This window comes from Neobacillus sp. PVCKKU3, from assembly GCF_058323225.1.
Map to the genome: position 1 here is coordinate 1 of NZ_JBLVQN010000042.1, position 22,732 is coordinate 22,732.

Below are 22,732 nucleotides of genomic sequence, written 5' to 3' on the forward strand. Positions count from 1 at the left end.
GTCCTGAGCCAGGATCAAACTCTCCAATAAAGTTGAGTTGATTAGCTCGAAAATGTTACGTTGGCTTCATTTCATAAAGAAATGAATATTATTGTTTGTTGACGTTTTTGTTTGTTTAGTTTTCAAAGAACTATTTTTCTAAAGTGGAGCGGGTGATGGGAATCGAACCCACAACAACAGCTTGGAAGGCTGTGGTTTTACCACTAAACTACACCCGCATATAAAATTATGATGGTCGGGAAAACAGGATTCGAACCTGCGACCCCTTGGTCCCAAACCAAGTGCTCTACCAAGCTGAGCTATTTCCCGATATTGGAGTTAAACTTTAGAACGCGCCCGACAGGAGTCGAACCCATAACCTTCTGATCCGTAGTCAGACGCTCTATCCAATTGAGCTACGGGCGCTCTTTTTAATCAACTTTTATATCTTATCACATTCGATTTATTATGTCAATATATTTTTTGGTGCGGCCGAGAGGACTTGAACCTCCACGGTGTTGCCACCACTAGGCCCTCAACCTAGCGCGTCTGCCATTCCGCCACGACCGCATTTTAAATTAGTGACAAAGAAAATCATAACATGTTTCCCGATGTTTTGCAACAGGAAGTTATTGGTGCGGGTGAAGGGAGTCGAACCCCCACGCCTTGCGGCGCCAGATCCTAAGTCTGGTGCGTCTGCCAATTCCGCCACACCCGCATAAAAATGGCTGGGCTAGCAGGATTCGAACCTACGAGTGACGGAGTCAAAGTCCGTTGCCTTACCGCTTGGCTATAGCCCAATATATTTATTTTTCAAGAGAGAAAGAAACAGGAAATGAATTTGTTTCATTCCCCATTCCTGATGACCCCTACGGGATTCGAACCCGTGTTACCGCCGTGAAAGGGCGGTGTCTTAACCGCTTGACCAAGGGGCCGATATTTTAACCTGGCGGAGAAGGAGGGATTTGAACCCTCGCGCCGCTTACACGACCTACACCCTTAGCAGGGGCGCCTCTTCAGCCACTTGAGTACTTCCCCAATATGGCTCCGCAGGCAGGACTCGAACCTGCGACCGATCGGTTAACAGCCGATAGCTCTACCACTGAGCTACTGCGGAATAATAGCAAATATGAAGCTAGTCCAATAAGGCGTTGCCCTATCGACTCTTTAAATTATAATGACGTCTTTATCTAAAGTCAATACGAATTTTCATAGAAATAAATGGTTCTTCAAACTTTTATTCCAAAAGATATTCTTTGACCTTTTCTAATTTCCCTTTGCATTTTCCACAAACATAGCGACTTGTATCAATACTTCTTCTGCGCTGATATGGAAGGCTGCACTTTGTGCATTTATATAAAAGTATTTTTTTAGCTTTACGTTTTCTTTTTGGGACATCCGGAAGCTGATTGCAAAACCTTGGTGCTCCCACCTTTTTTAAGAGTGTTTTAAAATCTAAATCACGATGCTTGTATCCCTTGCCTTCAAGGTGAAGATGATAGTGAACTAGTTCGTGTTTGATGATCCCAATTAATTCTTGTTCGCCAAGCTGCTCCAAATACTTTTTATTAATTTCGATATTATGTGTCCCCAAAAGATATCTGCCGCCAGTTGATCTGAGCCGAGAATTAAAGGATGCCTTATGTTTGAATGGCCTCCCAAAGTACTCCATCGAGATATTTTCCACCATCAACTGAAGCTCCGAATCCTTCATTTAAGGTTCCCTCACTTTCTTTGCGAACGTGACAACCTATTATAGCATATATTGTATATACCCTTGTGGAGAAACTTTTCGGGAGGTTTAATTTATGCCTACTTGGTTTCAAAACCAAATGAAAAGAGCATTTTATGAAAAAAATCGATATCAAATTAAGATGTTAAATCAATGCTGGTTTTTTTACAGAAAAAAACACTGCTAAGCAAGCAGTGTTTTCATTTATTTTGCTGGAGGAAGCATCGTTAGTGCTACCCGGCCTTTTTTCATATCAACCGAATCTACCCAGACGGTTACTACATCCCCTACTGAAACAATATCGAGCGGATGTTTGACGAATCGAGTACTTAGTTTTGAGATATGAACTAGCCCGTCCTGTTTAACACCAATGTCTACAAAGGCTCCAAAATCAACAACATTTCTGACTGTACCTTGGAGCTCCATTCCGGATTTTAAGTCTTCCAATTTTAAAACATCTTTTTTCAAAAGCGGACGGGGCAGGTCGTCACGCGGATCACGTTCCGGTCTTACAAGTGCGTCAACAATATCCTTCAATGTTAACTCACCAATGGATAACTCTTCAGAAACAGACTTCAAATCAAGTCCGTTCAAGGCAGATATCAACTCTTCAGACCCTAGGTGAGCAGTTGTAAAGCCGAGGTTTTTAAGGAGTTTTTCTACCTCTTTGTAATTTTCCGGGTGAATTCCGGTCCGGTCCAGCGGCTGTTTTCCATCTAATACCCGCAGGAAGCCCACTGCTTGTTCATAGGTCTTTGCACCAAGGCGCGGAACCTTCTTTAATTGCGAGCGGCTGTTGAATTTCCCTTCCTCATCGCGCATTTTCACGATATTATTGGCTGCTGTTTTATTAAGGCCGGCAACATACTGCAGCAAGGAAGATGAGGCAGTATTCACATTCACGCCGACCTGGTTAACTGCCGTTTCCACGACGAAATGGAGTGATTCGGACAAAAGTTTCTGAGATACATCATGCTGGTATTGGCCGACGCCTACTGATTTCGGATCTATCTTAACCAATTCCGCAAGCGGGTCCTGCAGACGGCGGGCAATTGACACGGCACTCCGTTCTTCAACTTGGAAGTTAGGGAATTCCTCTCTTGCAAGATCGGAAGCAGAATACACACTTGCCCCGGCCTCATTCACAATTAGATAAAAGATTTCCCCCTTAACTTCTTTTAAAATATCAGCAACGAATTGCTCTGTCTCTCTTGAGGCGGTCCCGTTTCCGATAGCAACCATTTCCACCTTATAGTCGTTAAGTATTTTGATAAATTTATCTTTCGCTTCCTCAGGCTTCGCCTTCGGTGGGTGCGGGTAAATGACATCAATCTTTAACACTTTCCCGGTTTCATCCACAACCGCCAGCTTACAGCCTGTCCGATAGGCAGGGTCGACACCTAAAACGATTTTTCCCTTTAACGGCGGCTGGAGGAGAAGGTTTCTCAAATTCTCTGAGAATATATGAATGGCTTGGTTCTCAGCCTTTTCTGTCAACTCACTGCGGATTTCCCGCTCAATAGATGGCTGGATTAACCTTTTATAGCCGTCTTCAATTGCTTCTAATACCAATGGGGCTGACGGCGAGTGCTCCTTTTTAACCCATTTTCTGGACAAATACGAAATGATGATATCTGAGTTAATTTTGATAGACACTCTTAGAACGTCTTCTTTTTCGCCGCGGTTTAGGGCAAGGATACGGTGCGGAACGATTTTATTTACCGGTTCCTCGTATTCATAGTACATTTCGTAAACGTTTTTCTCATCCTTTTCCGTTTCCTTTACAACAGAGACCACCGTACCGGATTTGAAGGTTTCCCGACGAATCCACTTGCGGCCTTCCGCATCGTCTGACACCATTTCCGCAATGATATCCTTTGCACCAGCTAGCGCATCTTCTATTGTAAGAACCTCTTTTTCTTCCGATAAAAAATCTTTCGCCTTTTCTTCAACACTTTCTTTTGGGAGTGTCAGTAACCATTCGGCCAGCGGCTCAAGGCCTTTTTCTTTAGCTATAGTAGCCTTTGTTCGTCTTTTTTGTTTATAGGGGCGATATAAATCTTCTACCTCTTGGAGCTTTTCAGCTTTTACGATGCTTTGCTGGAGCTCTTCGGTCAGCTTTCCTTGTTCCGCAATGATCCGGAGAACTTCTTCTTTTCTTTGTTCGAGGTTTTGTATGTATTGCCAGCGTTCTAGAATGTTCCGGATTTGCACCTCATCGAGGGCACCGGTCATTTCTTTCCGATAGCGAGCGATAAATGGGACGGTATTTCCTTCATTCAGTAAGGAAATGACATTTTTTACTTGCTTATGATTGATTGCCAATTCAGCTGAAATTTTTCCTAACAGCTGATCGTCTTTTACTATTGTTTCGGCCACTGAATTTACCTCCAATTTCCTTTTATACTTATTGTATCAAATTAGCGCGGGGGTTTCATTAAACGGTAAATTAGTACGTTCTTCCTTAATATTGATTTCACTGTGTTTGATAAACGGAAAAATTCCGTTAAAATTGGGAAATACCTATATTTCCTTAAAAATAAGGGGAGTTTTTCCGTTTATACGGTCCAAATCTCCGGATTTTGCCTTATTTAGAGCTTTTAATCGGAATATCTCCGCTTATATCAGCTTCTTAAGCTTCCCCTACATACATTAGCCGGAAATTCTCCGACTATGAATTCTCATACCTACACGAAAATCAACAATAAATAATAAAAGAGCCTAAAAAATAAAAGAGGCAAGCTTCCATGAGCTTGCCTTAGCAATATGAGGGCAGAATTATGTACGAAAAAACGCTCTTTTTTTCACAAAGAGCGTTTTAAGTTAAAATTCGATGAGACCAAGACTTACCTGCAAGGCTTCATCCACTTTTTCCATCATTTCGTCATCGAGATGGGTAATTTTATCGGTTAACCGCTGCTTATCAATTGTGCGAATTTGCTCTAACAGAATGACTGAGTCGCGTTCAAATCCGTAGCGCTTCGCATCAATTTCAACATGAGTAGGGAGCTTCGCTTTCTGAATTTGAGCTGTAATCGCTGCAACAATCACTGTGGGACTAAACCGATTCCCGATGTCGTTTTGGATGACTAGTACAGGGCGGACGCCGCCTTGTTCAGAACCAACAACTGGGGAAAGGTCCGCAAAATATACGTCACCACGCTTGACAATCAAGGGATTATCCTCCGCTTACAAGACGTTCAACAGTATGCTCTGCCTCATATTCTGCTTGAAATGCTTCTGACGCAATCCGTAGATTAATCTTTGCCATTTCCATGTATCCACGTCTCATGGATTCGCGAATTTGTCTCGTTTTTCGTTCGCGTAAATACATTTTTGTTGCTTGGTAGATAAACTCACTGCGGTTTACATTTTCCTGCTTTACGAAACCATCTAATTCAGTTAATAGATGCTGCGGTAATTTTACCAAGATTTCCGTAGTTGCGCTGGATTCAGACACCCAACATACACCTCCACCATCACTACACACCATTTTTTTATCTATACCATATTTTATAATAACACTAAACGTTCTTCATGCATAGACTAAATATGATTCCTACTGTATTATAAGCCAACTAAACAAGCTTTTATGCACAAATTACCGCAATATCATAAATATGTTTCCTATGCATGATTTACACCTATACCAGGTAATTTTTTATCTCGACAATTCTTTCACTTTTCTTATAAATGCGCGGGACCCTGCTCGCAATGATACACGGTATCTCGTAATTAATGGTGTCAAGCTTGGCGGCAATTTCATTAACGGAAATCAGCTCGTCCCCTTCGCTTCCAATTAACGTGACGGTTGTTCCAACAGGAATCTCAAAAGGAAGACGGATCATGCATTGATCCATACATACCCTGCCGACAATTGGTGCACGAAGCCCCGCAATTATAACCTCTTGCCCCTGCAGCCTGCGAATCCACCCATCAGCATATCCGATTGGCAAAGTGCCAATCCATTCTTCCTGTTCACTTTCATATGTGGCCCCGTAGCTCACTTTATTGCCTTTTGGCAGCTTCTTAATATGGACAAGCTTTGTCTTTAACGAAAAAGCCTCTTTTAGGGGAAAAGGAATTTCCTGTTCCATTTCCGGTGATGGGGTTAACCCGTACATTACAATTCCAAGCCTGACAGCATTGAAATAGGCTTTTGGAAACCGGATAGCCGCTGCACTGTTGCTGGCATGAATATACTTTGGCCGTTCAGCCAGTGTGCCTACAAGTTCTTCGAATTTGCCTAATTGCTCATTGAAATAGGCAGTTTCCAACTCATCAGCCGTTGCGAAATGCGTAAAAATCCCTTCAAACAAAAGTCGGCTATCAGTTGCAATGGTTTGTTCAACAGCTTTTAATTCCTCGACAGTGCGGACGCCGATCCGTCCCATTCCTGTATCCACTTTAACATGGACCTTTAGCTGATCATTTGCATCCAACTGCTGTTTTGCTTCCTCGAGCCATTCCTTTTGAAAAACAGTTAGGGTGATATTATTTTGAACAGCCACCAAGGCGTCCCCTGGACGAGAAGCCCCTAAAACAAGTATAGGTGCTGTTATCCCTTTTTTTCGCAGTGCAATCGCTTCATCAATAAAGGCTACCGCCAGATACACCGCCCCTGCATTCAGTGCGGTTTCCGCCACTTGGATATCCCCGTGGCCATAGGCATTAGCTTTCACGACGGCAAAAATGTCCACCCCTTCAGGCAGTTGTTTTTTGACAGATGTGATATTCTCCGCAATACAATCCAAATCTACTTCTACCCATGTATCCCGATAAAAAGAATCTTGTTCTCCCATAATTCCACTTCCTAGAAACATTAATGTCAGTTTATTATAGCATATAAAAAAACAGGCCCCTAAGAGCCTGCTGGTGTAAATTATTGGTTCCAAATTACGGCAGGTGCAACACCACCAAGGTTTGAAACTTTATTTATTTTACTGCTTCCCCTTGGACGGATTTAGCGATCTCGACCATCTCTTTCTTCGTCAGGTTTTTGGAGGCAATCATATAATCGACTCCGCCCTGTGACCAGGAAATCGAATGATCAGTAACGGCCCCAATCGTAATGCCTAGGTCAACCAAGTCACCTTCTACATAAGTCGGAGTAGTCGAGGCAACCTTCGATTTCACCTTTTCCTGAACAAGGGTGAATGATTTTTTACCGTCGTAAGTAAGGACAACCCGTTTTCCATCCTCAATCTTGACAGTTTTCTCCTCAATCAGTTTTGTGCCTTTAATTTCATAGGTTGGATATTTAACCGTAAAGGCTTTATCTCCTCCATCTGCCATCGCCGGCATATTTAGCTCTGCACGGGTCATGTTCTTCTTCATATCGAAGTCGTCCTTGTCAAAGCTGGCGTTGAATTTAACCTTTGTAAATTCTACTGTTACAAGAGCATTTCGATCAGGGTCCATCACTTTAACGACTGCTGGTGACAAATCCTTTTTATTCAGCTTAATTTCCTGGATCGGAAGCATACTATTATTTTGATAGCGGGTTTTTGTTTCAAACACGTAGTGTTCTTTCGTAGCGGAAAATTTGGCTTCTTTATCGGCCACAATATCTTTAATTAATGATTCATAAAGATAAGCCTGGCTGCTGTTTTGCGGCCAATCGCTTTGGAAGCGGAAGCTCTTTTTCAGGGCAGGTGTTAACACAAACACGCCTTCATTATTTCTTAAAATCATTTGGCTTTGGTCTTTTTCCGCATTTTTTAGGTTAACACGGTAAAAGTTTGGGTCCATATGCCAGATTTCCACGTCGTAAACCTGCGAATCCGACCCCATTTTGAGGGTCATTTTTGCTTCAGCTTTATAGCTTGATAAGTCCTTTTGCTTTCCATTTAAATCTTTTACCACATCATCCTGTGATTTAGAACCGCAGGCAGCGAGCATGAAGATTGCGATCAGCCCCGTGATGAGCAGCACTAACTTTTTCCTCATTCCTTCAACCCCTTCTTGTCTCATTTCAGTGTTTGAGAAGAGAAAGGCAGGGATCAGGCATGATAACCAAAATGACCAAGCTGACCTTGTCTCTCCTTTTTCCCTATGAATATATGAGACAACCTTGGGGAATATGCTAACAGGCCTGACAAGCTTTTTTTAAATTAGTGATCCTCTTCAATCACAACCTGGGCGACAGCGTAATCCCGACTATGGGAAATGGACAAATGGGCACACACTTCCGGCTTTTTAATGACCGGTTTGCCCAACTCATCCGAACTAATTTCGATGTCCAAAAAGGAAAGCTCTTTACCAATCCCCGTTCCAATCGCTTTTGAGAAAGCTTCTTTTGCTGCAAATCTTCCAGCTAAAAATTCGACCTTTCGACGCTCTGCCAATTCTGAGAATCTTTGTTTTTCGCTGGCCGTCAAAACCCGGTCGATAAATTTGGGCTGCCGGCTGATGATTTCGTGTACTCTGGAAAGTTCAATAATATCAATACCAATTCCTTTAATCATCGCTAATCTTCCTTCTATTTCATTTCCTGTCAGCATAATAGTGTACAAGATAAAATAATAGTCTATGATGGTAGTAAGAGGTGGAAAATAATGTTTACTCGAACAGAAAGTCTTCGCGAGTTTCTTCGCTATTACCCGGTCGTTTCTATTATTGTGGCCATTCATCTCATTCTTTTTATCTGCACCATTTTACCAATATTCCCTAATTCCTGGTTTATTGAAACCCTCTCCGGGGTCAATCTTTACATTATGGAGGGAGAGTATTGGCGGCTGATTACACCGATCTTTATGCACAGCGGTTTCTCCCATATGCTTTTTAATAGTTTTGCCCTTGTATTATTTGGACCAGGGCTAGAGCGGATGCTCGGCGGCGGGCGATTTTTGATTGTATATCTGGTTTCCGGATTAATCGCCAACGTTGCCACCTTAATGCTTGAGGCGCTCACCTATACACATGTCGGATCAAGCGGGGCAATATTCGGGCTGTTCGGCTACTATTTGGCGCTAATTCTTTTTAAAAAGAATACACTTTCCAAAGCGAATTCCCAGATAATCATCACACTTACGGTTATCAGCTTAGTAATGACATTTCTTGAACCTAACGTGAATATTACCGCCCATCTTTTTGGGCTGCTGGGCGGGCTTTTGCTTGGGGCAGTTTCACGACAAAGCCTAGAATAGAGGGAGGCTTCAACCGTGCGCCCCCTCCCTCTTTTTCTGTTCCTTAGAGTACCAGCCGAAAATCTTCTCTACCTCACTTTTTTCCATGTCGACAACTGTACCGCCGGCACCGCCTAGTCCCGATTTTACAAAGGCCTCAATTGTCCCCAATTCTTTATTTCGTTGAAAATAACTTTCCCTTATTTCCAAACTTTGAATCTTGTTTTTCTTCATAAAGACAGTGGTGCGGTTGGTGGTCTGAAATCTAAGGGTCAGCTGCTGACCATCCAAACTCCAGCCTGCGGTTTTATATTTCAGTATCGCCCAAAATGTAAATATTCCAATTAGGATCAGCGAAAAGAGACCCCATATTTTGAAAAAAAAGATGGCTGCCGCTGCGATCGGAACTGGAATGAACCAGCTCCGGAAAATATAACGCCTTAATGCCCGCTTCGGGACTGGCGTGAAGGACGCCGTGAAATGATACTCCGGCAGGTAAGGACCAATTAATGCAGACAATTCCTTTACCTTCATGATTGGCAGTAGGATGACATTTGCGCCATCCTTGTTCTCAATGGATCCCCCGGCACTTTCCACATACACCGTTCCATAACCAAGCAATTGCCTGATTGGATTCTCACTGATTCTTATGGCTTGAATCCGGTTTAAAGGGATGGTGATTTGTTTTTTCTCAAGAAGCCCCTGTGAAATAACGAAGTTCTTTTCTGTTTGTACTACCGTAAAATGCGCATATTTCAGCATCGTCATCACTAAGGCAATCAGCCATGCCAGGAAAAAGCCGGCAAAGACAAGGATGGCGATAAGGATAAGATTGTGAACCGCCCAATCTTCCAACCCGCCAAAGACTTTTTTAAAAGGTATGAAATCGTCAAACTGGGAAAGCAGTGCGAATAAAGCAGATATCACCACCCCGATGCCTCCTGATGTTAACGATAAGAGCAATAATTCCGGTGTGGTTATTTTAAAAATTGGCTTAGCCACTTGGTGGCTTGCTGTTTCTGAATCACCCGTTTTAGCTGCTGCGACATACTCTTGAATGAGCTTTGCCTCTTCCTTGGTAATGGCTGAAAGAACGGCCTCCGCTTCCTCGTCTCCACTTGAGCCGGCTGTTTCAATCTGTACCTTCACAAGCCCAAACAGCTGCTGCAAAATGCCTTCTGTCAAATCGATACTTTGGATTCGTTCAAAGGGGATATATCGTTTTTTGCGAATGAAAATCCCGTATTCAACTCGAAGCTCATTATTTTCAAAACGATAAGTATATTTTAACCAAGATATCAGGCCGGAGATAAAAGTGGAAATAACAACAACAAAGGCTATACCAAGTGTAATGAAAAGAGATTCCTTGCCTTCTCGCCCTCCCGATAAAAATATTGCAGCTAAGGGGATGAAAAGGTTTTTTAATCTTTTTCCGGTATTAATGACGCTGGCGATGGGATGAAGCCGTTTTGGTTCAGACATCATCCTCAGCCACCCTTGCCAATTTTGAAATATAGAATCGTAATTCTTCCGCTTCGCTCTCCTCCAGGGCAGGGATTTCATGAGCGGTGGCCGCCGTATGGACGATGACCGATGCCAGCTTATATTTTCTTAAAATTGGGCCTTGTAAGGTATCGACATGCTGAACACGGACCATCGGCACGAGCGTACGACTAATGATAAAAATCCCTTCCAATAGTTCAATTTCTTCTTCACGGACATCGTACCGCCAGCGTTTCCATCTGATTGATGGGAATAAGAAAACATGTAAATAGGTTAATATGATGGCGAGCGCTATAAGGATAACCGATACCCAAATGGGTCCGTTAAATATATGTATTATTATGATGGCTGTAACAGCTATAGCCCACTCTATCGCCGCTTTTATAACACCAGAAATGCGCCAAACTTTTAGAGCTTTTTCCGATATGCGTTTTTGCGGTTCTGTTTGCACCTTATTCCCCCTCCCTTTTATAAGACCCACTTCACCAGTCTTTCTCTACTGCTTTTGGTCTTATAAATCCTTTATAAGACCACTTTACAGGGCTTTCTCTTCCGTTTCCGGTCTTATAAACCTTTTATACGACCACTTCACTGGGCTTTCTCTTCCGCTTCTGGTCTTATGAATCCTTTATAAGACCACTTTACAGGGCTTTCTCTTCCGTTTCCGGTCTTATGAACCTTTTATATGACCACTTTACAGGGCTTTCTCTACCACTTCTGGTCTTATGAACCTTTTATATGACCACTTCACAGAGCTTTCTCTACCGTTCTGGTCTTATGAACCTTTTATAAGACCGCTTCACAAGGCTTTCTCTGCTGCTTCTGGTCTTATGAACCTTTTATATGACCACTTTTTCCCTTCCCCATAAACCATTCTAGCCCTTTGAATCTCCAAAGAGGAAAATCGGCAAACTTTCACATATAAGTATACAAAGAAACGAATGGAACCACTACTACTATTCCATCAGAAAACTGGACTGATCCAGCATTTTGATTCCGCTCTTACCTTGCAAGTCCCGAGAAAGTTGAAAGAGTGCGGCATCCTTTTGCTTCGCTTCAATCATGCAATGAATCTCCGGAACCGTCCCCTTGATTTGAGCAAGAAACCGAAGGAACATCTCAACATCCACATAATCCGCATGAGCACGAAAGTCACGTTCGGACCGCGGGCTGGAAATATGCATTTTTATTGGCAGAGGAGAATCCTTCCAGGTCTCCACCACCCGGCCCCAATCCTCCTGCCAATTTTCGTCCTCGTGATTAGCCAGATGATGATGATAATCAAACACCATGGGAATGCCCAGTTTTTCACAAAGATATAAGGTCTCTTTAACGGTAAATGTCGTATCATCATTTTCCAGCATAATCATTCTTTGGATGGAGGGAGAAATATAGGCCCAGTTATGAATAAATAATTCGAGAGCCTTTTCCTTATCATCATAGCCGCCTCCGACATGAAGGACACAGCGGTGTTCCGTTTCGACCTCCATACCCTTCAGCAGGGCTTTATGCATAACAAGTGTTCTCAATGAGTTTTTTAAAATCTCTTTATCCGGTGAATTAAGAACAACAAAATGATCAGGATGGAAATCAATTCTTGCTGGGTGCTTCTTAATGTAGTCTGCCAGCTCTTTTAAGGGCTCTTTTAATGGTTTCATGTAATTCCAGTCGAGTAATTCCTCATGGTTGGCCAGTGGGATGAGCCGCGAGCTTAACCGAAAGAAGTGAATTTGATTGGCTTCATTATGCTTTAGGAGACGGAGGCAATTATGTAAATTTGATTCAGAAATTCTTTCCAGTTTACGAATAGCTGCATCCCTGTCTTTAATTTTGCTGAATTGCGCAAATGTCATTGTTTGCGATGGGGATGCATTTTGAAGTTCCACACTCATAGCAACATATCCGAGACGTATAATCATGTTAAATCCTCCAAAAAGTATTTAACATTAGCCTTCCCTTATTTCAAACATATAAAAAAGCATGGACACCTCCAGCATCCATGCTTTAAATCATCTTAATATGTCTTTGACTTCGGTTTGCCGCCGCCGGTTTTTCTTTCACCGCGAGGTTTTACCGGTGCTTTTTTTCTGCGGTCAGAATTATAGTTCCGTGAATCGTCTCTTCTGCGGCGATCCCCGCCACGGTCTCCACCACGGTCATGAGGTCTTCTTTCCTTTTTCGACTGAAGCGGCGCCTCTTCAGTCAATTTAACCGGTGTTGTATCAGGCTCTTTTGTCAGCATCTTCAACACTGCTGCAACAACCGTTGAAGCATCATTGGCTTCTAGTAATTCTTCGGCCGCATTCTTATAATAATGAAGATTGTTGGATTCAATCGTCTGCAGGATTTTATCAACAACAGCCCGCTGCTGTCCTTCCAATGCCTCATCAAGAGTTGGCGGCTTCATTCGCTCCATTTTGCGCTTCGTTGTTTTTTCCACCACAAATAAATATGGCTTTTCACGTGGTGTAATAAATGTCAACGCTACACCCGTTTTGCCGGCACGGCCAGTACGTCCGATACGGTGTACATAGCTTTCCGGATCCTGTGGGATATCGAAGTTATAAACATGGGTAACGCCGGAAATATCAAGTCCACGTGCCGCTACGTCTGTTGCAACAAGAACATCGATTGTACCTTCTTTAAACTTACGTAAAACAGAAAGGCGTTTCGCCTGGCTTAAATCACCATGGATGCCTTCTGCAGTATAGCCGCGAAGGTTCAATGCTTCCGATAACTCATCAACACGGCGTTTTGTCCGGCCAAACACAATCGCTAATTCAGGTGATTGGATGTCAAGAAGTCTTGTTAAGACATCAAATTTATTCTTTTCCTGCACTTCCACATAATACTGTTCAATTAATGGAACCGTCATTTCTTTTGTCTTTACACGGACAATCTGCGGATCCTTCATAAACTTTTCAGCAATACGCTGAATTGGTCCAGGCATAGTTGCCGAGAACAGCAATGTTTGCCGTCCTTCTTCAGGAACACCAGCCAAAATGGATTCAATATCCTCAATGAATCCCATGTTTAGCATTTCATCTGCTTCATCAAGTATAACCGTTTTAATCTGATCTAAACGCATCGTTTTGCGGTTGATATGGTCAAGAATCCGCCCTGGAGTTCCGACAATAATATGAGGTGCTTTCTTTAAAGAGCGAATTTGCCGGCCGATATCCTGGCCGCCATAAATTGGCAATACTCGGACTCTTTTACCGGCGCCAATTTTATAAAGCTCTTCAGATACTTGGATGGCAAGTTCTCTAGTTGGGGCAATAATAATCCCTTGGATGGCCTCTTGTTTCGTATCAACCTTTTCCACCAATGGAATTCCAAATGCAGCCGTTTTCCCTGTTCCAGTTTGAGCCTGACCGATAACGTCTTTATTTTCCATGCTCAATGGAATCGTCTCTGACTGAATAGGAGTTGCTTCTTCAAATCCCATCTTAAGGACAGCTTTCAACGTAGCCTGGCTAATGCCTAAATCTTCAAACTTCGTCAATGTATTCATTCTCCTTCATCTATTTAACAATATTTTTAATATCTAAAGCTAAATCTATTCTCAAGAAACACATCAAGTAACATCTTTATTTTACCAAAAAAAAGACATTCCTCCCAAGGAGTATGCCCATTTTTCACCAATCTTTAGACACATTGCTATTAATGATAACATTATCAATAGTATTATGCAAATAAAGTTTGGATGGTTCGTGCCATATTGTTTAAGAATTGCTTAAAAAATCCAGCACTTGGAAAAAGAGGACATTTCGCTCCTCACAGTGACAAATATGATGTTTAGATTCCCTTATATAGGTAATCTTTTTTTCCTTTGCACCAATCGTTCGATATAAATATTCCGCGCTTTTCGGCGGGACAATCCCGTCAGATTCCCCTTGGGCGATAAAGGTCGGCACCTTTACCTGATTCAGCATTGGCCGGATATAGGCAACAAGCCGGCGGAATTCCAGTGTTGCTGCAAGCGGGGTCTCAGTTATTTTCCTTTTATAACGCAGGAACAGCTCATTATTCCGGATGCTGCCGGTAAATATATCCTTAATAAACATCTTTACATCAGCCGCTAGTTGTTTGGGATGAATATAGTAGGCAGCAGCACTAAGCAAAATGAGCTTGTCCACAGGATAATGTGCTGCAAGAAAGCTGGCAATCAAGCCGCCCATGGAAAAACCAACGACATACACCTCATCACAAACTTCCAGAAGTTCCTTTAATTCTTCCTCGGCATGGCGGATCCATTCCTGGTAATGAACTCCTTTTAAATGAAGGGTTTCACCATGCCCCGGCAGCGTAGGAACACGAAAAACCCAATCTGTACGGTTCTTTAAATACTCCACCAAGGGCTCCACTTCATATGGGGCGCCCGTAAAGCCGTGAATGCACAAGCAGCCTATCATCCCTTTGTCACCTGCCCCATGGCCAAAAGCGGATTAACCTCCCGTCTGCAAGAGACTCAAATAACCGCTCGGCCAATCCTTATTTTTGCAGTGCCTTGACAACTTCCTCCAATTTCATCCCTCTTGATGCTTTAACAAGCACGAGAGTCTGCTCATTTAGATATTTTTTTAACGACTGAATTAATTCCTCTTTATCAAGAAAGTCAAAAACTCTTTCATCACCCAATACGTTTCTTGCCCCCGCAGCGATATGGCTGCCAAGTTGTCCATAGGTGAACAGGAACTCAATTTTGTCAGCATTTAAACCTTCACCTATTTGCAAATGATACTGCTCCTCCTGCGGTCCAAGCTCGAGCATGTCGCCGAGAACGAGGATTTTCCGCTCATAGCCCTGAAGGTTTGACACTAATTCAATTGCCGCCATCATGGACGTAGGGCTTGCATTATAAGCATCGTTAATGATTTTCTCACCATGCTTCCCTTCCACAAGCTCCATCCGCATATTCGTCAGTTTAGTTGTTTTTAACCCTTCAGTTATTTCTTCAAAGGAAACGGAAAAATATCGGGCAATCAGCATCGCCGCAAGTGCATTTAAAATATTGTGTGTCCCTAAAACCGGCAGTTCAAAGGTTTTATTAGAAGCATTAATCTTGAAGCTATTCCCCTGTTCAAGCTGGGTAATTTCAGTTGGAAATAAGTCATTCGTATCGCTTCTGCCAAAGGTTTGAACTTGAACATCTCCTTTAAATTGATGAATACGCTCCATCAACAGCGGCTCATCACCATGGAGTACTGCCAGTCCGCCTTTTTGAAGTCCCTGAAGAATTTCAAGTTTGGCTTCAGCAATCCCTTCTCTTGAGCCAAGATCAAGCAGGTGGGATTCACCGATGTTTGTAATGACAACGGCATCCGGACAGGCCAGTTTGGTAAGGAATTCAATTTCGCCGCGGCCGCTCATCCCCATTTCTAGGACAGCTATCTCCGTATCCTCATTTAAGCCAAGCACTGTTAAAGGAAGACCGAGATGATTGTTGTAGTTACCCTCGGTTTTTTGGACCTTATATTTAAGTGACAATAAACTTGAGGTCATGTCCTTTGTTGTTGTTTTTCCATTACTCCCGGTAATTCCCACTACTTTGACAGACAATTCCTTCCGATATTTGCGCGCCAATTCCTGCAAAGCCGAGAGGCAGTCATCAACCATCAACAGTGGCAGCCCTTGCGGCGGATTCGGAACATCCTTTTGCCAGAGCGCCGCGCCGGCCCCATTCTTGATGGCTTCTTCCACATATTTATGGCCGTCTACCTTCTCACCTTTAAATGGAACAAATAAGTTGCCTGGTTCAATTTTTCTGGAATCAATCGTTACACCTGCAATAACGATGTCAAGATATGACGTGATATCATTTTGCGCAGAGACCATTTCGGCAATCTGCTTTAACGATCGTTTAATCATGATTAACTCCTCCTCTTATGTCTTATTTATAAAAATGGACACGGCAAAAACAGCCGTGTCAAATGTTGTTTTTTATCCTAAGCTGCGCTTTTGTTATTAAACAGTATATTTAATCTGTTGCTTTTCGGCGTGTCTTTCTTTGGCTAGGTCCACAAGCCGCTCAATTAATTGCGGATATTCTACTCCGGTGTGCTTCCAGAGCAGCGGGAACATGCTAAATGGGGTGAAGCCAGGCATCGTGTTCACCTCATTAATTAACACCTTGCCATCTTGTGTTAAAAAGAAATCAGCCCGGACCAATCCCGAACAGTCAAGCGATTTAAAGGCACGAATTGCCATGTCCTTCATTACTGCGTATACATCCTCAGGTATCTCCGCAGGAATAATCAACGCTGTTTCCCCATCTTCGTATTTCGCCTTATAGTCATAAAAGTCCTTTTTCGGGACAATTTCTCCGGCAACGGAGCATTCTGGTGCATCATTACCAAGAACAGCAATCTCGATTTCGCGGGCAGTGACACCCTCTTCAATAATGACTTTTCGGTCAAATTGGAAAGCCTCTGAAAATGCAGTATCAAGCTCAGCCCGGTTGCGGCATTTGCTGATTCCAACGCTTGAGCCAAGATTGGCCGGCTTTACGAAGCATGGATAGCCAAGCTCCTTCTCAACCTGTTCGTAAGCTTCTTCTTTGGCGCCCAGCCATTCACTCTTAATAAAAGAAACATAGTTTACCTGCCCAAGACCTGCTTGTGCGAATATATTTTTCATGACGACCTTATCCATGCCGGCTGCTGAAGCCAAAACACCGTTCCCGACATACGGCAGGTTTAGGATTTCCAATAACCCTTGAACGGTTCCATCTTCCCCATTCGGTCCATGCAAAAGTGGAAAAATGACATCAAGCTCAGCGTTCTCTTGGTTCTCCGATTGGAATAGAGCAGGCGATAAAGCGGCCGGCACTTGACTGTCAGCGGAGTATGCCAGTTCCTTTACTGTTTCAGCCGGTTCCATTAGCTGCGGACCTTTAATCCAGCGGCCTTCAACATTTATATAAATTGGATGAATTTCAAATTTTTCAAGATCTAATGCTTTCATGACAGCAAGAGCTGTTTGTAATGACACCTGATGCTCTGCGGATTTTCCTCCGTAAAGCAATCCTAATTTTGTTTTCATGCTGAAAACCTCCATCTTTTCATTCACAGTTTATTTTATCACTTTCTTTAATCAGAAAGGAAATTCGATATACCTAAGTTTACTTGTTTTTCAAATTTATATTATGAAGCCCATAGTTTGTTTGTTTCCTCTTGGTTTTTCCGCGACAAAATAAGGCTGACTTTTAGGTCAGCCTTAAACAACGTTAAGTTTCCATTCTTTTGTCTTTTTGTCAAAAATAATTTTTGCATGATAAGGCTTTGTCCTAATATACTGATATTCCTCATACATATCATCCATATTGGCATAGTCGCCAATCACCCAAATTGGAATTTCGATTCGGGTCCGCTGAGCGTCCGCATCCCTAAACGAAATGCAAATTCCTTCCTTGATGAACGGCGTCAAGGACAGCAGGATTTCCTTATTCACCGGCGTGTATGTCCGTTTTTTACGAAGTCCAAGCAGCGATTTTTCCGGTTTTATTTCCCCCAGCTTATCGGAAACCACTTCACTTAGTAAATGGAAAAAGTCCTTGAAGCTGCGGTAATATGTTTTATTAAACCAGCCATCATCATGAGCTAAGTAAACGAAACGGTTGCCCAATTTATTGTAGAACGGGGTTTTTAAGTGTTGTTTATGGTGGCCTAAGTATAATAATTCCGCCATTTCCTGCCCAGAAAGTTCATTTAAAACATCTTCTTCCAGAAAATCAATCCAGCAGAAATCTCCGTAACCGTAAACATCCTCCGCAGCCAATTTGTTTATTCCTTCTTCCGGACAGTACTCGAGCAGTGTGTGCATGTTAAAATCAGCATCATCATAGCGGTGCTTAAGTAACAGCAGGTGATTTAAAGACCCGGAAAAAGCTGCCGCAAATTCTGCGAATTCAATCCCATAGGATAAAACATACTGGTCTGATTGATTTAAATGCAAATAAATAAGGTCCCGTATGTCTTGATGATGATGCTTTTTCAACGCCAAACTCCTCCGTTCAAACACGTTTTATATTTTATCAGTTCCAGTTTCCATGAAACTTCCAAATGCTTATAGACAATACCTCCTCATTTTATCAAAAAATAGGAAAAATAGCTTATTTCATTTCTTTTACAAATAATAATATTCGATTAATGATTTAACCTAAAGGTATTACCCATATTGACGTATACTATGGATTAACCATATTGACTATTCTATGTACTCCCGCCTTATTTAATTTATAGCGATTTGGTCTAGGAAAGGAGTGATCAACCTTGGTTAAAGATATGACTCATGAGGAAATAAGTTTATATATTATCAATACATTAACTGAAAATAAAAAGGCCGAATTTGAAGCTGCTCTGGATGAACTTCAGCCCTACGATGTTGCGGCGATTTACAAAGAGTTGCCAGAAAAGCAAAAGAGCCGGTTTCTACTTTATTTAAAATATGATCTTCTTGCCGACCTGATGGAAGAGCTGGAAAAGTCCGAACAGCTTGAATTGTTGAATATGCTGGGGATTGAGAAATCCAGCAAGGTCCTGGATTTAATGGACAATGATGATTTGGCCACGCTTCTGCATGAATTGTCCCCTGAAAAAATAGATTCCCTCCTTTCGGAAATGGATACAAAGGAATCTAATGCCGTCAAGGATATCATGAGTTATCCTCCTGAAACAGCAGGAAGAATTATGACGAACAGGTTTGTTTGGATTCGCAACTATTATACTGTCAGGGAAGCGGTTGATAAGCTTAAATCGTTTGCTGAGTTTGCCGAAACGCTGAATTATTTATATGTCATTGACGAAGATAGCAAGCTGGTGGGAGTTGTATCCTACCGCGATTTACTGCTGGCTGGTGAAGGCGACAGGATTGACAACATAATGTTTGAACGGGTTATTTCTGTGACCGTCACAACAGACCAAGAAGATGTCGCCAAGACCGTTGAACGCTACGACTTTATCTCTGTACCGGTTGTCGACGAGGATCATGTGCTGCTCGGGATTATTACGGTTGATGACGTCATCGATGTCGTGATTAAAGAAGCAAATGAGGATATCGAGAAGCTGTCTGCTTCAGGTAAAGCGATCGATTTTGATACGAAAACGCTCGTTGCCGCAGCGCGAAGGCTTCCTTGGCTTATCCTGCTTCTGTTCATTGGGCTTATTTCAGGACGGATTATTTCAAGCTTTGAAGACACATTGAAGCAGGTGGTCGCCCTTACCTTTTTCATGCCAATGATTGCCGGAATGACCGGTAACACCGGAACGCAATCGCTTGCCGTCGTTGTCAGAGGACTAATCTCTCACGATATTGATAAAAAGGTTATCTTTCGTTTAATCATGAGGGAGCTTGGAGTGGGAATTTCCATCGGCGCAACGTGTGCGATATTAATATCGATCATTGCGTATATTTGGCAGGGAAACCTGACGTTAGGATTTGTAGTCGGCAGCTCACTGTTTTTCACTCTAATCATCGGAACGCTTGCCGGGACCATCATTCCGATTATTCTTTACCGTATAAAGATTGACCCTGCAGTGGCCTCAGGACCGCTGATTACCACCTTAAATGATATTTTTTCCTTACTCACTTATTTCGGGATTGCGACGATGTTTCTTCATTATTTAATGTGAGACTGAAACTTTTCCTTCTTAAAATCGTTAAATAATATGACAGATTTTACCTATGTTGTTGTAGGGTTACCATTTCTTTGTTAGTCTGGTAATAACTAATTGTTAAAAATAAGGTGTGGTCTATGGATACAGAATTAAAAAAAGCGGACCGTTTTGATTGGACATTAACATTATTATTATTTCTTTTCTTTCTTATCAGCTGCCTAGCAATCTACAGTGCCCAATCGACCGGTCAATACGGGGAACGGAATTTCCTGATTATGCAGATCTTTTGGTATGTGGTCGGCGCTGCCATTGTTTTGGGATCCATTCTTTTCGACAGCTACCAGTACCGCAAACTTGCCTGGGTACTATATGGCTTTGGGATTTTCCTGCTAATCCTGTTAGCGGTTGCCCCGCCAAGTATTGCACCAGAAAGGAACGGCTCGAAAAACTGGTTTGTGATTAAAGGCATTGGGACCATCCAGCCTTCAGAGTTCGCCAAAATCTTTTTAATCTTGGCCTTAAGCCGGGCAGTGGCCGCTCATCATGAAAAGTATATTGAAAAAACGCTGACGACCGACCTGCTGTTGTTGCTGAAGCTTGGCCTTATTACCGTGGTGCCGCTTGGCTTAATCGTAGTGGAAGACTTAGGGACAGCCCTGGTCATCATGGCGATTTTGACCGGTGTTATCCTTGTTTCCGGCATTTCATGGAAAATCATCTTGCCCATTTGCAGTGTTGGCGCTTCGTTTGTTGCCCTAATCTTTTATCTTGTGTTAAATAAACCGGAAATTCTTGAAAAATATCTCCATGTGGAAACCTATCAATTCAATCGAATATATTCCTGGCTTGACCCGGCTAATCATTCATCCGGATCAAGCTTTCATCTGCTGCAGTCATTAAAAGCAATCGGGTCAGGTCTTATATCCGGCAAAGGCTTCAGCAATGGGGTGGTTTATGTCCCCGAAGCCCATACCGATTTTATTTTTAGTGTGATCGGCGAGGAATACGGTTTTGTCGGCGGCAGCGTTGTCATTGGACTGTACTTTTTGCTAATTTACCATTTAATTAAAACGGCGCTGGATACGAATGAACCGTTCAATACATATGTCTGCACGGGCATTATCTGCATGATTACCTTTCATGTGTTCCAAAATGTCGGCATGACGATTCAAGTGCTTCCGATTACCGGAATTCCCCTGCCCTTTATCAGCTACGGCGGCAGTTCGCTGATGGGGAATATGTTTGCGATGGGTCTTGTCTACAGCATCCGCTATCATCATCGAAACTATATGTTTTCTACAGAAAAATCATTAAGTTCCTGATTGTCTATGAGGCAGCGGCTGTTAAGCTGCTTTTTTCTTTTTGAATGGAATGTCTGGATGAAAAAGACCATATATATTTCTTTATGAGACAAACTATTATAAACTGATGAGAGTGACTATTATTTACATAAGTGAAGGTGTGCTATGACAGAGTTTATTTTTTCGGTATTGGATTTTCTATCACAGTTAGGTTATTTCGGGATTGCTTTGGGATTAATGATTGAAATCATCCCAAGCGAGTTCGTTTTAGGATATGGCGGCTACATGATTTCACTCGGAAAAATTAATTTTTTAGGGGCCGTAATTGCCGGGACCATCGGCGGAACACTTGCACAGTTGTTTTTATATTGGGCGGGCTATTATGGCGGACGGCCATTTTTGGAGAAATACGGAAAGTATGTCTTGATAAAAAAGAAGCATATCGATGTAGCGGAGCATTGGTTTGAAAAATATGGAGTAGGCGTCATTTTTACAGCCAGATTCATCCCTGTTGTCCGCCACGCGATTTCCATTCCTGCGGGAATTGCAAAAATGTCTGCGCTAAAGTTCACTCTTTATACCGTGGCAGCGATTATCCCGTGGACCATATTGTTTCTTGTGTTGGGCAAGACATTGGGTGCAAACTGGTCGCATATTAAAGAAGCGGCGCAGCCATACGTCATGCCGCTCCTGATCGCAGCTATCGTATTAGGAGTCATTTACTTTTTAATTAAAAAGACGAAGAAAACCACTGACTAGACTTGTCAGTGGTTTTCTTTGGATAATGAAAGGCAAACTAGGAAACCATCTTCAACCCAACCGCCGCACTCAAAACCATGGCAATAAACAGAAGTCTCTTCCATTCCCTCGATTCACCATAAAATAACATACCTAATAACGCCCCGCCTGATGCACCTATTCCAGTCCAAATGGCATAAGCTGTGCCCATCGGCAATGTTTTCATTGCATTAGCGAGAAACAAGAAACTGCCGCCGAAGCCAATCACCAATAACACAAAGGATTGCCAGTTTCGATCCCTATGCAGTTTGTTAATCATCGCCACACCAAACATCTCAAAAAAACCCGCCAACATTAGCGAAATCCAAGCCATCAGGAATCAGCCCCTTCCTCAGCAGAATCTGTCGTTACTAATTTCAAGCCAACCACTCCTGCCAGCAGCACGAGTATTAAAAGGATTTTTACTATATCAAACGGTTCCCCAAAAAAGAGAATATCCGAAATAACCGTACCGGCTGTGCCTAATCCTACAAAAACGGCATATACCGTACCTACAGGGAGTTTATTCCCCGCAGCGATTAAAGCATAGAAACTGATAATTATAGACACACCCGTACCGGCCCATTCCCAAACATTATCAGCATGCTTTAATCCTACCACCCAAAAAACTTCGAAAAATGCTGCAAAAAACACCTTCATCCACTGTAAATTCATTTTATTCACTCCTTCCCCAAA

At 42.5% G+C, this 22,732-nt stretch carries 22 protein-coding genes and 9 tRNA genes; 5 read left to right on the forward strand and 26 right to left on the reverse strand.

The genetic code is table 11. The features are described 5' to 3' along the window. Positions 1-144: 144 nt before the first annotated feature. The 10 genes from ACNQGS_RS22905 to ACNQGS_RS22950 all read right to left on the reverse strand — a co-directional run bounded on the left by ACNQGS_RS22905 (position 145) and on the right by ACNQGS_RS22950 (position 1,693). Positions 145-218: transfer RNA gene (locus ACNQGS_RS22905), tRNA-Gly, on the reverse strand. 14 nt (positions 219-232) lie between these two features. After that, positions 233-309, reverse strand: a tRNA-Pro gene (locus tag ACNQGS_RS22910). Between the two features lie 22 nt (positions 310-331). Then, positions 332-405 (reverse strand) — tRNA-Arg (locus ACNQGS_RS22915). A 58-nt stretch (positions 406-463) separates the two neighbouring features. Then, a tRNA-Leu gene (locus ACNQGS_RS22920) sits at positions 464-549 on the reverse strand. Between the two features lie 63 nt (positions 550-612). Further along, positions 613-697 (reverse strand) — tRNA-Leu (locus tag ACNQGS_RS22925). A gap of 7 nt (positions 698-704) precedes the next feature. Beyond that, a tRNA-Gln gene (locus tag ACNQGS_RS22930) sits at positions 705-779 on the reverse strand. A gap of 63 nt (positions 780-842) precedes the next feature. Beyond that, positions 843-914 (reverse strand) — tRNA-Glu (locus tag ACNQGS_RS22935). Positions 915-926: 12 nt separating this feature from the next. Beyond that, a tRNA-Ser gene (locus ACNQGS_RS22940) sits at positions 927-1,017 on the reverse strand. 4 nt (positions 1,018-1,021) lie between these two features. Continuing rightward, positions 1,022-1,096, reverse strand: a tRNA-Asn gene (locus ACNQGS_RS22945). A gap of 120 nt (positions 1,097-1,216) precedes the next feature. After that, positions 1,217-1,693 carry a SprT family protein gene (locus tag ACNQGS_RS22950; protein WP_491489358.1) on the reverse strand — a complete coding sequence of 159 codons (477 nt, stop codon included), beginning with the start codon at positions 1,691-1,693 and terminating at the stop codon, positions 1,217-1,219. Between the two features lie 94 nt (positions 1,694-1,787). On the opposite strand from ACNQGS_RS22950, the gene cmpA reads away from it, so the two are divergent. Beyond that, entirely contained in the window at positions 1,788-1,898 is a 111-nt protein-coding gene (cmpA, locus tag ACNQGS_RS22955) for a cortex morphogenetic protein CmpA (RefSeq protein WP_213148129.1), read from the forward strand. A gap of 17 nt (positions 1,899-1,915) precedes the next feature. Here cmpA and ACNQGS_RS22960 read toward each other — a convergent pair whose 3' ends face one another. The 6 genes from ACNQGS_RS22960 to acpS form a co-directional block, all read right to left on the reverse strand. Next, complete coding sequence (locus ACNQGS_RS22960; RefSeq protein WP_491489359.1) at positions 1,916-4,090, reverse strand: Tex family protein; 2,175 nt, start codon at positions 4,088-4,090, stop codon at positions 1,916-1,918. 444 nt (positions 4,091-4,534) lie between these two features. Beyond that, on the reverse strand, positions 4,535-4,885 hold the full coding sequence (ndoA, locus tag ACNQGS_RS22965; RefSeq protein WP_007083556.1) for a type II toxin-antitoxin system endoribonuclease NdoA: 351 nt from the start codon (positions 4,883-4,885) through the stop codon (positions 4,535-4,537). Positions 4,886-4,889: 4 nt separating this feature from the next. After that, complete coding sequence (locus ACNQGS_RS22970; RefSeq protein ID WP_213120931.1) at positions 4,890-5,171, reverse strand: CopG family ribbon-helix-helix protein; 282 nt, start codon at positions 5,169-5,171, stop codon at positions 4,890-4,892. Positions 5,172-5,355: 184 nt separating this feature from the next. Further along, positions 5,356-6,513, reverse strand: a complete 1,158-nt coding sequence (gene alr, locus ACNQGS_RS22975; protein WP_491489360.1) for an alanine racemase — start codon at positions 6,511-6,513, stop codon at positions 5,356-5,358. 133 nt (positions 6,514-6,646) lie between these two features. Continuing rightward, a complete protein-coding gene (locus ACNQGS_RS22980; RefSeq protein WP_491489361.1) occupies positions 6,647-7,660 on the reverse strand; it encodes a LolA family protein in 1,014 nt (337 codons plus the stop codon). 164 nt (positions 7,661-7,824) lie between these two features. Next, positions 7,825-8,178: a holo-ACP synthase gene (acpS, locus tag ACNQGS_RS22985; protein WP_213148133.1), complete on the reverse strand. Its 354-nt coding sequence runs from the start codon at positions 8,176-8,178 to the stop codon at positions 7,825-7,827. Between the two features lie 90 nt (positions 8,179-8,268). Between acpS and ACNQGS_RS22990 the strand changes: the two genes are divergently transcribed. Continuing rightward, on the forward strand, positions 8,269-8,859 hold the full coding sequence (locus ACNQGS_RS22990; protein ID WP_423800405.1) for a rhomboid family intramembrane serine protease: 591 nt from the start codon (positions 8,269-8,271) through the stop codon (positions 8,857-8,859). Between the two features lie 9 nt (positions 8,860-8,868). Here ACNQGS_RS22990 and ACNQGS_RS22995 read toward each other — a convergent pair whose 3' ends face one another. From ACNQGS_RS22995 to ACNQGS_RS23030, 8 genes are all read right to left on the reverse strand, one after another. Then, positions 8,869-10,320: a PH domain-containing protein gene (locus tag ACNQGS_RS22995; protein WP_491489362.1), complete on the reverse strand. Its 1,452-nt coding sequence runs from the start codon at positions 10,318-10,320 to the stop codon at positions 8,869-8,871. After that, entirely contained in the window at positions 10,313-10,792 is a 480-nt protein-coding gene (locus tag ACNQGS_RS23000; RefSeq protein ID WP_491489363.1) for a PH domain-containing protein, read from the reverse strand. Before ACNQGS_RS23000 ends, ACNQGS_RS22995 begins: the two co-directional genes overlap by 8 nt. Before the next feature lie 505 nt (positions 10,793-11,297). Beyond that, on the reverse strand, positions 11,298-12,260 hold the full coding sequence (gene uvsE, locus ACNQGS_RS23005) for a UV DNA damage repair endonuclease UvsE (protein WP_491489364.1): 963 nt from the start codon (positions 12,258-12,260) through the stop codon (positions 11,298-11,300). A gap of 95 nt (positions 12,261-12,355) precedes the next feature. Then, the gene (gene cshA, locus ACNQGS_RS23010) at positions 12,356-13,846 is read right to left on the reverse strand and encodes a degradosome RNA helicase CshA (RefSeq protein WP_423800401.1); all 1,491 of its coding nucleotides are present in this window, start codon (positions 13,844-13,846) and stop codon (positions 12,356-12,358) included. Between the two features lie 220 nt (positions 13,847-14,066). Further along, positions 14,067-14,756 (reverse strand): alpha/beta hydrolase, encoded by a 690-nt coding sequence (locus tag ACNQGS_RS23015; protein ID WP_491489366.1) that lies wholly within the window; start codon positions 14,754-14,756, stop codon positions 14,067-14,069. A 79-nt stretch (positions 14,757-14,835) separates the two neighbouring features. Then, a complete protein-coding gene (locus ACNQGS_RS23020; RefSeq protein WP_491489367.1) occupies positions 14,836-16,212 on the reverse strand; it encodes a UDP-N-acetylmuramoyl-tripeptide--D-alanyl-D-alanine ligase in 1,377 nt (458 codons plus the stop codon). A 96-nt stretch (positions 16,213-16,308) separates the two neighbouring features. Continuing rightward, positions 16,309-17,385 (reverse strand): D-alanine--D-alanine ligase, encoded by a 1,077-nt coding sequence (locus ACNQGS_RS23025; RefSeq protein WP_491489368.1) that lies wholly within the window; start codon positions 17,383-17,385, stop codon positions 16,309-16,311. 174 nt (positions 17,386-17,559) lie between these two features. Continuing rightward, positions 17,560-18,339: a hypothetical protein gene (locus tag ACNQGS_RS23030; RefSeq protein WP_491489369.1), complete on the reverse strand. Its 780-nt coding sequence runs from the start codon at positions 18,337-18,339 to the stop codon at positions 17,560-17,562. 275 nt (positions 18,340-18,614) lie between these two features. Between ACNQGS_RS23030 and mgtE the strand changes: the two genes are divergently transcribed. From mgtE to uptA, 3 genes are all read left to right on the forward strand, one after another. Then, positions 18,615-19,973, forward strand: coding sequence for a magnesium transporter (mgtE, locus tag ACNQGS_RS23035; RefSeq protein WP_491489370.1), 1,359 nt, complete (start codon positions 18,615-18,617; stop codon positions 19,971-19,973). Between the two features lie 122 nt (positions 19,974-20,095). Further along, a complete protein-coding gene (locus ACNQGS_RS23040; RefSeq protein ID WP_491489371.1) occupies positions 20,096-21,280 on the forward strand; it encodes an FtsW/RodA/SpoVE family cell cycle protein in 1,185 nt (394 codons plus the stop codon). Positions 21,281-21,424: 144 nt separating this feature from the next. Continuing rightward, positions 21,425-22,018 (forward strand): undecaprenyl phosphate transporter UptA, encoded by a 594-nt coding sequence (gene uptA, locus ACNQGS_RS23045; RefSeq protein ID WP_491489372.1) that lies wholly within the window; start codon positions 21,425-21,427, stop codon positions 22,016-22,018. 37 nt (positions 22,019-22,055) lie between these two features. Here uptA and ACNQGS_RS23050 read toward each other — a convergent pair whose 3' ends face one another. Continuing rightward, the gene (locus ACNQGS_RS23050; RefSeq protein WP_491489373.1) at positions 22,056-22,370 is read right to left on the reverse strand and encodes a DMT family transporter; all 315 of its coding nucleotides are present in this window, start codon (positions 22,368-22,370) and stop codon (positions 22,056-22,058) included. After that, on the reverse strand, positions 22,370-22,711 hold the full coding sequence (locus tag ACNQGS_RS23055; protein WP_213148146.1) for a DMT family transporter: 342 nt from the start codon (positions 22,709-22,711) through the stop codon (positions 22,370-22,372). Before ACNQGS_RS23055 ends, ACNQGS_RS23050 begins: the two co-directional genes overlap by 1 nt. Between the last annotated feature and the right edge of the window lie 21 nt (positions 22,712-22,732).

Excerpts from the sequence above, each read along its gene's own strand:
- acpS (WP_213148133.1), bottom strand. The coding sequence starts at position 8,178 with ATGATTAAAGGAATTGGTATTGATATTATTGAACTTTCCAGAGTACAC.
- ACNQGS_RS23025 (WP_491489368.1), bottom strand. The coding sequence starts at position 17,385 with ATGAAAACAAAATTAGGATTGCTTTACGGAGGAAAATCCGCAGAGCAT.
- ACNQGS_RS22990 (WP_423800405.1), top strand. The coding sequence starts at position 8,269 with ATGTTTACTCGAACAGAAAGTCTTCGCGAGTTTCTTCGCTATTACCCG.
- uvsE (WP_491489364.1), bottom strand. The coding sequence starts at position 12,260 with ATGATTATACGTCTCGGATATGTTGCTATGAGTGTGGAACTTCAAAAT.
- ACNQGS_RS23020 (WP_491489367.1), bottom strand. The coding sequence starts at position 16,212 with ATGATTAAACGATCGTTAAAGCAGATTGCCGAAATGGTCTCTGCGCAA.
- cmpA (WP_213148129.1), top strand. The coding sequence starts at position 1,788 with ATGCCTACTTGGTTTCAAAACCAAATGAAAAGAGCATTTTATGAAAAA.
- ACNQGS_RS22995 (WP_491489362.1), bottom strand. The coding sequence starts at position 10,320 with ATGTCTGAACCAAAACGGCTTCATCCCATCGCCAGCGTCATTAATACC.
- ACNQGS_RS22980 (WP_491489361.1), bottom strand. The coding sequence starts at position 7,660 with ATGAGGAAAAAGTTAGTGCTGCTCATCACGGGGCTGATCGCAATCTTC.
- ACNQGS_RS22950 (WP_491489358.1), bottom strand. The coding sequence starts at position 1,693 with ATGAAGGATTCGGAGCTTCAGTTGATGGTGGAAAATATCTCGATGGAG.
- alr (WP_491489360.1), bottom strand. The coding sequence starts at position 6,513 with ATGGGAGAACAAGATTCTTTTTATCGGGATACATGGGTAGAAGTAGAT.
- uptA (WP_491489372.1), top strand. The coding sequence starts at position 21,425 with ATGACAGAGTTTATTTTTTCGGTATTGGATTTTCTATCACAGTTAGGT.
- ACNQGS_RS23050 (WP_491489373.1), bottom strand. The coding sequence starts at position 22,370 with ATGGCTTGGATTTCGCTAATGTTGGCGGGTTTTTTTGAGATGTTTGGT.
- ACNQGS_RS23040 (WP_491489371.1), top strand. The coding sequence starts at position 20,096 with ATGGATACAGAATTAAAAAAAGCGGACCGTTTTGATTGGACATTAACA.
- ACNQGS_RS23015 (WP_491489366.1), bottom strand. The coding sequence starts at position 14,756 with ATGATAGGCTGCTTGTGCATTCACGGCTTTACGGGCGCCCCATATGAA.
- ACNQGS_RS23055 (WP_213148146.1), bottom strand. The coding sequence starts at position 22,711 with ATGAATTTACAGTGGATGAAGGTGTTTTTTGCAGCATTTTTCGAAGTT.